General features: G+C 63.1%; 10 protein-coding genes. 8 read left to right on the forward strand and 2 right to left on the reverse strand.

The genetic code is table 11. From position 1 onward, the window contains the following. Nucleotides 1-15: 15 nt before the first annotated feature. Entirely contained in the window at nucleotides 16-1,302 is a 1,287-nt protein-coding gene (locus tag BMF35_RS07375) for a glycosyltransferase family 39 protein (protein ID WP_047006417.1), read from the reverse strand. Nucleotides 1,303-1,377: 75 nt separating this feature from the next. On the opposite strand from BMF35_RS07375, the gene BMF35_RS07380 reads away from it, so the two are divergent. The 3 genes from BMF35_RS07380 to apaG all read left to right on the forward strand — a co-directional run bounded on the left by BMF35_RS07380 (nucleotide 1,378) and on the right by apaG (nucleotide 5,100). Then, on the forward strand, nucleotides 1,378-2,586 hold the full coding sequence (locus tag BMF35_RS07380; RefSeq protein ID WP_047005390.1) for a trans-sulfuration enzyme family protein: 1,209 nt from the start codon (nucleotides 1,378-1,380) through the stop codon (nucleotides 2,584-2,586). Nucleotides 2,587-2,661: 75 nt separating this feature from the next. Next, nucleotides 2,662-4,635, forward strand: a complete 1,974-nt coding sequence (locus tag BMF35_RS07385; protein WP_047005391.1) for an alpha/beta hydrolase family protein — start codon at nucleotides 2,662-2,664, stop codon at nucleotides 4,633-4,635. A 48-nt stretch (nucleotides 4,636-4,683) separates the two neighbouring features. Then, nucleotides 4,684-5,100 (forward strand): Co2+/Mg2+ efflux protein ApaG, encoded by a 417-nt coding sequence (apaG, locus tag BMF35_RS07390; protein WP_047005392.1) that lies wholly within the window; start codon nucleotides 4,684-4,686, stop codon nucleotides 5,098-5,100. A 52-nt stretch (nucleotides 5,101-5,152) separates the two neighbouring features. On the opposite strand, the gene BMF35_RS07395 is transcribed toward apaG, so the two are convergent. Next, complete coding sequence (locus BMF35_RS07395) at nucleotides 5,153-7,768, reverse strand: M14 family metallopeptidase (RefSeq protein ID WP_047005393.1); 2,616 nt, start codon at nucleotides 7,766-7,768, stop codon at nucleotides 5,153-5,155. Between the two features lie 112 nt (nucleotides 7,769-7,880). Between BMF35_RS07395 and BMF35_RS07400 the strand changes: the two genes are divergently transcribed. The 5 genes from BMF35_RS07400 to BMF35_RS07420 all read left to right on the forward strand — a co-directional run bounded on the left by BMF35_RS07400 (nucleotide 7,881) and on the right by BMF35_RS07420 (nucleotide 12,903). Then, nucleotides 7,881-8,669, forward strand: coding sequence for a LysR family transcriptional regulator (locus BMF35_RS07400; protein ID WP_047005394.1), 789 nt, complete (start codon nucleotides 7,881-7,883; stop codon nucleotides 8,667-8,669). A gap of 27 nt (nucleotides 8,670-8,696) precedes the next feature. Beyond that, a complete protein-coding gene (locus tag BMF35_RS07405) occupies nucleotides 8,697-9,512 on the forward strand; it encodes a M90 family metallopeptidase (RefSeq protein WP_047005395.1) in 816 nt (271 codons plus the stop codon). A gap of 253 nt (nucleotides 9,513-9,765) precedes the next feature. Beyond that, the gene (locus BMF35_RS07410) at nucleotides 9,766-10,782 is read left to right on the forward strand and encodes a hypothetical protein (RefSeq protein ID WP_047005396.1); all 1,017 of its coding nucleotides are present in this window, start codon (nucleotides 9,766-9,768) and stop codon (nucleotides 10,780-10,782) included. A 199-nt stretch (nucleotides 10,783-10,981) separates the two neighbouring features. Beyond that, nucleotides 10,982-11,503: a GNAT family N-acetyltransferase gene (locus tag BMF35_RS07415; protein WP_047005397.1), complete on the forward strand. Its 522-nt coding sequence runs from the start codon at nucleotides 10,982-10,984 to the stop codon at nucleotides 11,501-11,503. A gap of 122 nt (nucleotides 11,504-11,625) precedes the next feature. After that, complete coding sequence (locus BMF35_RS07420; RefSeq protein ID WP_047005398.1) at nucleotides 11,626-12,903, forward strand: PPC domain-containing protein; 1,278 nt, start codon at nucleotides 11,626-11,628, stop codon at nucleotides 12,901-12,903. The last annotated feature ends 243 nt before the right edge of the window (nucleotides 12,904-13,146 follow it).

A 13,146-nucleotide genomic window follows, 5' to 3' on the forward strand; every position in this document is an offset into this window, starting at 1 on the left:
CCTACCGCCAGCCCCCTACCGCCAGCCTTCTGTCCACGCCCAGCGCAGGAAATCCTGCTCGCCATCCAGCGGAGCGGCGGTGAGGATCGGAAACCAGTAAATGAAAAAGCCCAGCGCGCCGAGGCTCAGCGCCCACGGCATGAAGCGCTCGCCCCGCTGCCACAGCCAATCCACCGCCAGCGCCAGTGCCGCGCTGATGAACATCGCCGCGAGGAAATAATGGAAGTAGAACTGCACCGCCTTGGGCGCGACGACCCACAGGCCGATGCTGGCGAGGAACAATACGCACAGCGCAATGCAGTCGCGGCGGCGCTCTTTCCAGCCCATCCACGCGCACCAACCCATGGCGATGAGGCCGAACCACATGGTCACCGGATTGCCTATCAGCATCACGCCGCGCTGCGCCCCGTCGGCCTGCTCGTAAAGATACCAGATCGCGCGGCGATTGATCAGCCAGTCCCACCAATTGCTCTGATAGGGGTGCGCAACCGGCACCTGCGTCTGAAGGCCGAGCATCTGCCGGTGCAGGTCGATCAGGCCCGTCGGCTGGCCCGATGCAACATCCCAATAGAGGAACGGCCAATAGGTGAGGGCATAGACCGCTAGCGGCACCACACCGAGCCAGATCGCTGCTTCCCACAGGCTCATGCCGCCCACCGGCCAGCCGCGCACGCTGCGCACCGGACGACGGCGGCCTGCGTATAGTCGCGCAGCAAGGAATGTGAGGCCGGGCAGCATGGCAAGCGGGATCGCGTTCCACTTGCTCGCCATGGCCAGGCCCAGCGCAATCCCGGCAATTGCCAGCCGCCAGCGCGCCTGCTCGTTCTGCCGGATGGCGGCGGCGCACATCCAGAGCGCCAGCATGGTGAAAGCGACCATGAACACATCCAGCATGGCGATGCGGGCATGGATGAAGAGCAGGTAGTTCGTCGCCACGAAGAGGCCGGTAAGCAGGCTGATGGCGCGCGCTCCGGCTTGGCTCAGACTGGTGAACCACATGGCGCGCATGGAGGCGAATAGCGCCAGCGTGCCGAACAGCGCCGACATGATGCGCCAGCCCAGCGGCCCGTCACCGAACCACGCAATGCCCAGCGCGATCAGCTGCTTGCCAAAGGGCGGGTGCTCCACATTGACCGCTACATCCAGTTCCAGCACGGCGCGGGCGGCGGGCAGGTAATGGATCTCGTCGAAGAAAGGCTGGCTTGGCACGGTGAGCCGGACGAGGCACAGCGCAAGAAAGCCCAGCGCTATCGCGAAGGTCCACACAATCGGATCGCGGGGATGGTCGGGCGCGGCGCTCATGCGGCGCATTCGTTAAGGGGGCCGGGCCGCAAGGGCAATTGGCAAATCGTGGCAGCGTGCCTAAACGGGTCGCCGATGAAGAAATTTTCCGGAATGGACCGTGCCCAAACGGGTAAATGGCGCGCCGCGACGCAGGCCGTGCGCGCAGGCACATGGCGCAGCGAGCATGGCGAGACGAGCGAGGCGCTCTACCTCACCAGTGGCTTCACCTATGACAGCGCGGAGGAAGTGGCCGCGCGCTTCGCGGGCGAGGCCGAGGGAATGCAATATTCCCGCTTCAAGAACCCGACCGTCGAAATGGCGCAGGCGCGCATCGCCGCGATGGAAGGGGCAGAAGCGTGCCTGATGCAGGCGAGCGGTATGGCGGCGATGACGAGTTCGCTGCTGTGCATGCTGAGCGCGGGCGACCACGTGGTTGCTGGCCGTGCGGCGTTCGGGTCCTGCCGCTGGATATTGGACAATGTCCTCAACCGCTTCGGCATCACACACACGGCGATCGACGGAACGGATAACGCTGCATGGGAAGCGGCGGTGCAGGACAATACCAAGGCGTTCTTCTTCGAAACGCCCGCCAACCCGACGATGGATTTGGTCGACCTCGAATTCGTGTGCTCTCTCGCACGCAGCAAAGGCATCACGACCGTCGTCGACAACGCCTTTGCCACGCCGGTTTTCCAGCGGCCGATGGATTTCGGCGCCGATGTGGTCGCCTATTCTGCCACCAAATTAATGGACGGGCAGGGCCGCGTGATGGCGGGCGCGGTGTGCGCCAGCCGCGAATGGATCGAGGAATATCTCAGCCCCTTCCAGCGCAATACCGGTCCGATCTGCGCGCCCTTCAACGCATGGGTGGTGATGAAGGGGCTGGAAACGCTGCCCCTGCGCGCCCCGCACCAGAGCGAGAGTGCCCTCAAGGTTGCCGCCTTCCTCGAAGAGCGTGGCCTGCGCGTGCTCCATCCCGGCTTGCCGAGCCATCCGCAGCACGATCTCTGCCAACGCCAGATGAAAGCCGCAGGGCCGATCTTCGCCTTCTTCGCTCCCGACGGACAGGAACAGGCCATGGCGCTGTGCAACGCGCTGGATCTGATCGACATCTCCAACAATATCGGCGACTCAAAGACGCTGATGTGCCATCCGGCCAGCACCACACATTACAATATGGGCGCGGAAGGCCGTGCGGCGGCGGGCATTGCAGATGGCATGCTGCGCCTGAATGTCGGGCTGGAAGACCCCGCCGACCTGATCGACGATCTGGACCGGGCGCTGAAAAAGACGGGCTTGTGATATAGCGCGAAGCGACCTTGACAGGCGCCGCGCGTCCGGGTGAATTCGCCGACGGACGGGAAAAGGGGTCCTGACATGAAGTTCGCATGGGTCGCGGCGTGTGCCGCCTTGGCAATCGCCGGACCATTCAGCATTACCACACACGCGCAGGAGGCGGAGGCCGCCAGCGCCATTCCAGCGGAAATTCCCACCAGCGCCTTCGCTGCGCAATCGCAGCTGCGCGGGGCGCAGCTTTCGCCCGATGGCACCATGTTCGCGCTCACCAGCATGCAGGGCGGGGAACTGTATGCGCTGGTGATGGATGCCGAAACGCGCCAGCTGGTCAACGGCGTGAAGCTGGGCGACCAGGACGAATTCAACTGGTTCAACTGGGTGGGCAACAACCACCTCGTTTTCTCCGTGCGGCTGGAGGATACGCGCCGGGATTACACCTATTCGCGGCTGCTCGCTTTCGAGCTGAGCACGCAAACGATGCAGCCGCTGGTGCGCCGCAACCTTGCCTATGATGGCGACAGCATCATCCATTACGATCACGACAACGCCGCCATCCTGGTGGCGATGCAGTTCGACGTGTTCACTTTCCCCGATGTCTACCGGTTCGACCTTGCCAACATGGGCGCGGACGAAGACCCGCCAGAGGCGCGCCGTGTGCACAATCGCGACGAATCCATCGTGCAATGGATTACAGATAACGAGGGCGTCATCCGCATGGGGGTGGGCTTCAATCGCGGCGGGCGCGTGCACCTGCGCTATCGCAGCAGCGAGGACGATCGCTGGGATACCGTCGCCCGAACGCGGCTGGATAGCGAAGACGCTTTCGACAATTGGGACATTCGCGGCCTGCGCGCCGGGCGTGACACGGCCTATGTCATCACCAAGCCCGAAGGCGCGGACCGCGATGCGCTGATGGAAATCGACCTGTCCACCGGCGAGCTGGGCGAGGTGGTTTACGCCTCGGAAACGGAGGATGTCTCGGAGGTCTATTTCAACGATGAGGGCGATCCGATTGCTGTCGGCTATTCGGGCGACTCTTTCCGCCGCGAATGGATCGATCCGGATTTGCGCCGCTGGCGCGACATGCTGGGCGATGCGCTGCCGGGCAGCCGGGTGACCATTCTTGACGTTTCGGACGACGAAGACCGGATGCTGATCCTGCAATCGGGCCCTGCCGATCCCGGTGCGCTCTATGTCTTCACGCCGAGCACGTCTGCACTAGATTTGTTCGGCGAATACCGCCCGCGCGTGCCTGCCGGGCTGCTGACGGAGCCGCGCTCCATCCGCTACGAAGCGCGAGATGGCCTGTCCATCCATGCCTATCTCACCCTGCCCAAGGGGCGCGGCGAGGAAGACCTTCCGCTGATCGTCTATCCGCATGGCGGGCCTTACGGCGTGCGCGATACGGACCGCTACAACGACATGGTGCAGCTGCTGGCCAATCGCGGCTACGCCGTGATCCAGCCCAATTATCGCGGCTCGGGCGGCTATGGCGAGGCGTTCGAGCTGATGGGCAACGGCCAGATCGGCCGCGCCATGCAGGACGATCTCGACGATGCCGTGGCGCATCTGGTCGCCGAGGGCATTGTCGACCCGGAACGGGTGTGCATCCTCGGCTCCAGCTATGGCGGCTATGCAGCGATGTGGGGCGCGATCCGCAATCCGGAAATCTATCGCTGCGCCGCCAGCTTTGCCGGCGTCAGCCATTTCGAACGGCAGCTAGCGCATGATCGCGATTACCTGTTCGGGCGCAATCGCGGTCGCTGGTGGAACCGTGTCGACGGCAACCAGAGCAATTTCGACCTCGACGATGTCTCGCCCGCCGTGCAGGTGGCGCGCCTCACCCGTCCGCTGCTGCTGGTGCATGGAGAGGAAGACGATATCGTGCCGCACGACCAGTATCGCCTAATGGTCAGCCGGGCGGAAAGCGCAGGGGTCGAAATCGAAACGCTCAGCTTCCCCGATGCAGGGCACGGTTTCGATACGCCGGAAGACGAACAGCGCTATTACGATACGCTGCTGGCCTTCCTCGCGCGGCACAATCCGGCGGATTAGCGCAAAAGCCTACTTGTGGGGCCGGGATGCATCGCTAGGTTAGCGGGGATGACTCGCGCCGCGCTCAATTCGCTGTTCCAGCATGTCGCCATCACCGCAGGGGTGACGGTGCGCGTGTCGGTCAATTTCATGCCCGAGCAATCGCGCGTCGGCGCGGGGCGCTGGTTCTGGGTGTATCACATCCGCATCGAGAACGGGCGTGACGAGCGCGTGCAGCTGAAAAGCCGCCACTGGCGCATCACCGATAGCAGCGGCATGGTGAATGTCGTGGACGGTGAAGGCGTGGTGGGCGAGATGCCGGTACTCCAGCCGGGCGAAACGCACGATTACGTGTCCGGCTGCGAGCTGACGACCAACCAGGGGGCGATGGAAGGCCATTACGGCTTCGTCCACGCCGATGGCGAGCCGTTCCAGGTGGCAATCCCGCGTTTCGAACTGGCGGCGCCTGAAAATAGTAGTGTTTGATTTTTCGCACGCCCATCCGGACGATCCGGCGGATGCCGGATCGCAAAACCAACTATCGCACTCGTGAAGGCGCAATCATCACCGCATTGGCAAGGAGCAGGTCCAGGCCGTCGAGATAACCGCGCACGGTCGGGTCGTGCACGAAGCCGATGGCCATGCCGCGCCCGGTCCGCTCTGCGATGAGGTAGGGCTTGAATGCCATTTGGCGGCGATTTTCTTCCCAGACATAGCCCGATGCGATGAGATTGTCCGGCTCGGCAAAGCGCACGACATTGGTGCCTGCCGATAGCGAGAGCGGCGTCAGGATCAGCGATCCGTCGGCGAATACCACGGGCGGCGCATCGTCATAGCCGGAGGCGAGGAAGTTTTCCTCGTCCACTACCGTATTCAGCAGCGCGCCGGGCAGCGTGTCCGGGCGGCGCGAGCGATCGACGATGGCCTCGCGGTAGTCTTCCAGGCTTTCGATGGCGGTGCCGGCGGACGTATCGCCGTCGCTATCCCCATCCTCGCCCGGCTCGCCGTCCAGCACGGTTTCCGCATTGGTGGAGAACAGCGCATCGTCGCCGCTGGCAAAACTGCTCACCGCATTACCATAGGCCACCAGCACACCGCCGCCGCGCACATAGCTGCGCAGTGCGGATTGCACGCCGGAGGAGAGGCTGAAGCTGTCGGGCGCGATGATGACGTCCCACTCGCCAAGGTCGGCGCGCGCCACGGTGCCGGTGCGGATCGGGGCGACGGGCAGGCCGAAGCGCTGCTCGATCACATAGCGCGTGGCGCCGGCGGAAAGCGGCGAGATGCCATCTTCCCACAAGATAGCGATGCGCGGCTCGGACACGCGCACGAAGCTGTTCGAGCCAAGGTTCGGCCCGTCCTGCACCCAGCTGGAGGATAGCGGCACGGTTTCTGCGCCGATCTGCCGCGCAAGGCTTTCAAGCTCGCTGAGCGAGCCATCGTTCTCGGACAGGGTATAGACCACCGTGCCGCGCGGGAAGCGGCGGCCCTCGGCAGTGAAGGCGGTGTCGGTGGCGCGGCCTACGAGGCCTGCACGCATAGCCTGCGCCACCAGCCTGATCTGCCCGCTATCGGTCCACGGCACGGCAAGGCCGAAAGCTCCCGCGCCGCGCATTTCGGCTGCAATCGGCTCGTCTGCAGCGATGGGCGTTCCGGCAGAGGCGCTGGCGCATTCGGTCACATCCAGCCCGCTCATCTGCCCGACCGACCATGCGGTGGTGTCGTAGATTTCGTGCGGCAGGTCGACCGCGCGGCGGTCTTCCTGGCTGGCGATGAAATCGGCAGGCAATTCCACATCGCGGTCCAGCAGGCTGCGGATCAGGCGCGCATTGGGCTGGCGCATGGAGACGGAGAGATAGCCTTGCGGATAGGTTCGCCCGCAAGCCGACGCGCTGCCTGACACGCGGCCCACGGCAATGCCCTGATGGGCGAGGCGGCGGGCAAGGCTTTCGGCATTGTAGCGCCTGTCCGCCAGGTCGATCACGAACCAGCCGGTGCCGACGCCGCCCTGCGCGCCCTCGCGGCGGTAAGCCGCGTAATCGCGCAGGAACAGGCCCGCATTACGCGCCACGGTTTCCGCCGTTGCCAGCGAAGTGACGAACTGGTTGCGCACGCCCTCGCCATAGGTCAGCACTTCGCCATTGCTGCGGTTCCAGACAAGGCCCCGGGCAGAGCCCTGCTCGAAGGTCATGCCGATCGCGCCGTTCAGCGTGGGCCAGGTGTCGCCATAACCGGGATAGAAGGCGTCGAAGATTTCGCGCGTGTAATAGGGCTCCCCGATCCGGTCCATCCACTGGCCCATATTCTGGCCCAGCAGTTCCTGCTTACGGCGCTGGTCATCGGTAATGTAGGGGTTGAACGGGTCTGCGCTGGGCGGGAAGAAATAGGTCTGGTCGCCGCCCATTTCATGCACGTCCGCCAGCACGACCGGCTGCCATGCCGCAATGGCGGCTACCTTGCCGCGCGTTTCGGGCTGGGTGAGGGCGAACCAGTCGCGGTTGAGATCGAACAGGTAATGGTTGGTGCGTCCGTTGGGCCACGGCTCGTCATGCCCGGCGGTGTAGCGATTGCCCGAAGGCTCGATACCCAGCTGCTGATAATAGGATGAAGTGAAGCGCGCGCGCCCGTCCGGGTTCTGCATCGGGTCGATCACCACCACGCTATCGCGCAGGATCGTGTCGACCAGCTCGTCTCCCTCCGCGGCGAGCAGGTGGTAGGCAAGCGCAAGGCCCGCATCCACGCCGCTGATCTCGTTGCCGTGCACGCTATAGGCCAGCCATGTGACCGGCACCGATCCCGCCACCGGCTCCCCGCCATTGCCGATGCGCTGTACATCGGCTTGGATGTCGTCGATCCGCGCCATATTGTCGCGCGAGGTGATGACGGCGTAGACCAGCGGGCGGCCTTCCCAGCTGCGGGCATATTCCACCAGCCGCATCCGCTCGGGCGCGGCTTGCGCCAGCGCCTGCATATAGGCGATGACCATATCGGGCCGGGTGATCTGTTCACCCGAGCGATGGCCTGCCACGGCTTCCAGCGTCGGAATCTCCGCGTCGAACTCGCCTTCCAGGAAGCTTTGCGCCGCCACCGGCGTAACCGGCACAAGCGTTGCGGCGAAGATGGCGGCAAGGGCGCCGGACAGCAGGCGAAGCATAGGATCTCCCGGAATGGATGCTTGACGCCTGCATGTCGCGGGCCGCGCGTATGGTCAAGCGGGTTGCCGCGCCGCCGCGCAATGCATAAATGCCCCAGCCGGACGAGACACGATGAAACGCACCCACCTGCCCCTCAACGCCCTGCGCGTATACGATGCCGCCGCGCGGCACCTGTCCTTCACCCGCGCGGCAGACGAGCTGGCGGTGACGCCGGCCGCCGTCGGGCAGCAGATCCGCGCGCTGGAAGATGTGCTTGGCGTGGTGCTGTTCCGCCGCACTTCCAAAGGTCTGCAACTGACTGACGAAGGCGAGGCCGGGCTGGACCTGCTGCGCGAAGGCTTCCTGCGGTTCGAGGAAAGCGTGCAGGCAATGCAGGCCGGGCAGGCGAGCAGCAATTACGCCATTGCCGCGCCGCGCGAATTCTACGCCCAGTGGCTCGCGCCGCGCCTTGCGGAATTCCAGCGTGCCAATCCCGATATCACCGTGCAGCTGACGGCAGACGAGAATGCGGACTTCACCGAAGCCAATCTCGACCTCGCCGTGCGCCTGATCGACGGGCCGGAGAATCTGGAAGGCACCAAGCTGGTGGGCGGCTGCAAGGTCTGCGTGGCTGCGCCTGGCGCGCCCGAAAGCTGGATCAGCTGGCCGACCTATGAAGCGCCCGAAAAGGCGCGGGTGGTGCTGCAAGTGGGCAATGCCGGACAGGTGCTGTCATCGGCGCTGGCGGGCATAGGCCGCGCATGGCTGCCCATGCCGCTGGTGGAAGAGCATCTCGCCAATGGCCGGCTGGAACAGATCGGCGAGCCCGAGGATTGCCGCCGCGCCTACTGGCTCGTCGCCCCGCGCCCGCAATGGCGCCAGAAGAAGGTGAAGGCGCTGGTCGAGTTTCTCGGCGGGTGATGCGGTGGCGGTGAAAGCTGGCCCTTCATGCTAGATTATTGGCCGATCCTTCTCATCGCCATTGTTGTCCTGGCCTTTGCCGCGCGCAGCTATGCGAAGCGGGCGAAGCGCAAGCGCCTGTTGGCAACACCGCTCACGCGTGAACAGAGGCAGGTCCTCGCACGGCTGGTGCCGATCACACGCCGCCTGCCCGATGAATTGCGCCCCAAACTGGAAGGCAAGATCAACCTGTTCCTCGATCAGGTGACATTCCACGGCAATAACGGCATCGAAATGCGCGACGAGATGCGCCTTTCCATCGCTGCGCAGGCTTGCCTGCTGGTGGTGAACAGCCCCGTATGGTTCGACACGCTGCGCACGATCCTCGTCTATCCGTCCGCCTTCAGCACGGGGCGCGGCGACCACGATGGCTTCCTCGTGCATGAGCGCGACAGCGGCACGGCTGGCGAAAGCTGGGATCGCGGGCCGGTGATCCTGTCATGGGACCACGCTTTGCATGGCGGTCTGGACCCTGCCGACGGGCATAATGTCGTCATCCACGAATTCGCCCACCAGCTCGACGCGCTGACCGGCAGCACGAACGGCATTCCCATCCTGCGCAAAGGCCAGCGTTATGAGAAGTGGGAGAAGGCAATGCTCGATGCCTATAACAGTCATCTCGAAAGCGTGGAGCGCGGCCAGAGCACGCTCATCGACCCCTATGGCGCGACCAACCACCAGGAATTCTTTGCGGAAGCGACAGTGACCTTCTTCGAGAAGCCCCGCGACATGCGCCGCGAGGAACCGCGGCTGTATGAGCAACTGGCGCAGCTTTACGCGCTCGATCCGGCTGGGTGGGGTTGAGGTCTATAAAGAGCGGGCCAAGCGCCGGTGGTAAGTCTGCGCATGGCACACCTACTGCCGGCAGGTCCGTTTTTTGGGCGGAAGGCGGACTGTCGGGTTATTAATCTCCCAACCAAGAAGAAGCCTTTACTCGAAGGCCTTACTTTCTTGCGCCTCGCAAGCTCAGCGATAAAATGAACTATTGTATCTCGGTTGCCTTCTGCGATTGGCGAGAACGGCATCTAATTTTAGCATCCCGAAGCAACGGTAAGAAATGGCCCAGTATAAATATTATTTCGCTTATCCGCTTGAGGCGATCTGGATCGGACCCCGCGTTTCCGGCGACACACCGCTCGGCACGGGTGGCTGGGGCGCGCTTATGAAGGAGGTCGTAGGAGATGTTGAAGTTGACGGTTGGCAACTGCGGGTGGAGCGAGATGGCTGCATGGTGCTCACGCCGCCGCAGGATAGTGAGGTGGATCAGCCAATTAGTCAGGAGCGTGTTGATGTCGACGTAAAGAGGTGGCGGGATGTTTGCGCGCGGCTCAATGCCTTCAGTCTTCTCCTTGCCTCGGAAAGTGACAAGGCAGGAAATGAAGCTAGCGTTTCATTCAGGTATCTCGACCATCAGGAAATCGTCGTTACGAGGGGCGCAAACGGTGAAGACTATCCAGCTTTCAGGATGAATCAGACTGCCCACAACCAATGGAGAATGAGGCGTGACCTGGGTAGCGACCCCCGAAATGCGGGGCTTTTATTGATGAGAAGCGAGCGGTCTCATGAGACCGTGGCCAATGCAATCAACGCTTATGTATCGACGGTTGAGGATCCGACAGCGCTAAGGTTGCTCGACATGCTTGCGATTGCGCAAAGCGATTTTCATTCAGGCAAGCACAACCCCTCCGTGGTCCTTGCTTGGTTTGTGATCGAAAGCCTTCTCAACATTGAATGGAATCGGTGGCTGGAGAGCAACAATAACGTGGTGGACGTAACATCCGACGGTGAGGAGATTATGAGAATTAACTCCAGCCGTAAGCAGCTTCTGACTGGTCGAGACTATACCGCCTCGATAATCTCTCAGAATCTGGAATTAATTGGTCTGCTTAAGCATGGTGATTTGAAAGATATCGACACGGTAAGGAAGAGTCGGAATGCTATCGCCCACAAAGCAAACACAGATTTTGGGCTCGATGAGCCGATGTTAGCTCTTCGTACAGCAATGCTTCTTTTCAGCCGAGAGTTTAAAGTTGAAGTCGTTCCAAACGTAGGGCGATCTTGGAGAACGCCGTGACTAACCGAAATATTTAGGCTGGAAACGTCGGACAATCTGAAAAATTTTGGTAGCATGACGAGCGATACGCTCGGAACGGCGGCTCTTGGACTTGCGTACCCGCTCATGAATTTCCGCAATGAGGTCGCAAGCGGACGCCTCACGTTGCGACCGCTTTGCTGTAGTCCATCCGCTTTGCCTGAGCTATTCGTGGTTCTCGATGACCACACCCACCCTCACCACGCCGCGCTTCAGCTGCCGCCCGCTTAAACAAGGCGACGAAGCGGCCATGTGGCCGGCTTTCTCCAACGACGATCACATGCGTTACTGGTCGCGCGCGGCTTTCGAGGACAAGGGCGAGTTTGCCGAGTATCTGCACGACACCGAATGGGGCGGCCGCACATGGATAGCCGAACCCATGGATGGCGGCGCTCCTGTTTTCCGCATGGTCGCCAGTAGCGATACAGAGCAGGTGGCCGAAATCGGCTATATCATGGTGCCGGGCAATGAAGGGCGCGGCATTGCGCGCGAATGCCTGACGGCGCTCATCACGCATTTGTTTCGCGAAGAGGGCTATCACCGCATCTTTGCCGATGTCGATCCGCGCAACCACCGTTCCAATCGCTTGCTGGAACGGCTCGGCTTCACGCGCGAGGCGCATCTGCGCCAAGCGATGAAGACGCATATCGGTTGCGCGGACACGTGGCTGTGGGGGCTGCTCGCAGAGGAATGGGCGGGCTAGGTCGCGCTGGCCTGTCGCCATAGCTGTGGCCATCGGCGATTAATCTTTGACGCGATAGCTGCAATGTGCTGCCAAGGGGGCGCAATTCATCCGGTCCGAATGGGCCTGACATGGGGGCATTTATGCTGAAGACTATCCGTTATTCCGCGCTGCTGGCCGGTGCATCCGCACTGCTGGCACCCGCGGCCATCGCGCAAGAGCGCAATCTGGACCGCGAGACGAGCGACATCCGCACCTTCTCCGGCCGCGTGGAAAACGCGCCTTCCGTGTTCACCGTCACGATTCCTGCGGACACGTCCATGCGGATCGACGTGCTGGCCACGGGTGATTTCGATCCGGTCGTGCGCGTGCTGGATGCGCGCTCGGGCGATCTGATCGCGGAAGACGATGATGGCGGCGACGGGCTCAATTCCCGCGTGAACGTGTCGGGCGAGAATGGTCGCCGCGTCCGTATCGAGGTCGACAGTTTCGATTCCGAATGGGTCGAGGAAGGCGAAAGCTATGGTGGGCGGTTCAACCTGCAGCTGACCAGCCGCACCGGCGCCGCGGTCGGCACGCGGGCGGTGACCTATGGTGCGCGCGAAACCGGCACGATTCTCGATTCCGGCGATGAGAACCTTTTCACCTTCCGCGCCGCCGCGGGCGACATGATCGAAGTCGCCCTCTTGAGCGAGGGGGAGCTGGACCCGTATCTGACGCTGCGCGATGCCTCCGGCGGAGACATCCTGACCGATGACGATGGCGGGCAGGGCTTCAATTCCTACCTGCGCCATACGTTCGAGGACGCGGGCACCTATACGATCGTCGCCAGCGGCTTCGGCAGCAGCACGGGCGATTACACGCTGCGCGTGCGCGATCGGCGCGAAGCGAGCGCACAGCTGCCGCTGCAGGTGATCGGCTTCAACGATACCGCCAGCGGCGAGGTAACCTCCAGCTGGAACAGCGACAGTATGATGCCGACGCATATCGACTACCAGCTGAGCGAAGAGGCGCTGGCCGCCGTGCTCGCGGGCAATGGCCAGGTCACCATCCGCATGAATGCGGGCGAGGGCGGCGATGCCGATTTCGGCGGCTCGATCGATCCGCTCCTGGAGCTGGGCTTCGAAACGCCATACGGCTTCGCCGTAGCTGACAGGGACGATGACGGTGGCGAGGGTCTGAATTCCATGTTGCCCGTCGATCTCGGCCTGATCGCGGACAATCCCGGCCTGCTGGACATGCTGCGCATCCGCGCGCAGGGGCTGGGCGGATCGTCGGGCGCCTATACGCTCACCATCACGCCGGGCATGGAAGAGCGGATCGAGCCTGCGGATGCGGAGATCATGCTGGAGGCGGCAGCGCCGCCGCCCATCCGCATTCCGCCGCCGGGGCCGCCCGCGCCGCCGCGTCCAAGTAACTGACCTGACGTTTACAGGCAAAGGGCGGGAAGCGCGGCTTTCCGCCCTTTTTCTTGGTTAACGGCGGTTGCCGAGTATAACGGTTCGCCGCACCGGCTGCTCGCGCGGGCCGCAAAAGCCGCATTTCTGCCATATTTGTTCATCTGCGCGAAAGGCGGGGCTGACATCCCGCTCCTTCCGGCGTGCCTGGTCCGCAAGCGCGCCGCCGGATTTTTCACAGCGGACGGGTTCCCCCTGGCACCCCAA

It is taken from the genome of Aurantiacibacter gangjinensis, from assembly GCF_001886695.1.
Lineage (GTDB): Bacteria > Pseudomonadota > Alphaproteobacteria > Sphingomonadales > Sphingomonadaceae > Alteraurantiacibacter > Alteraurantiacibacter gangjinensis.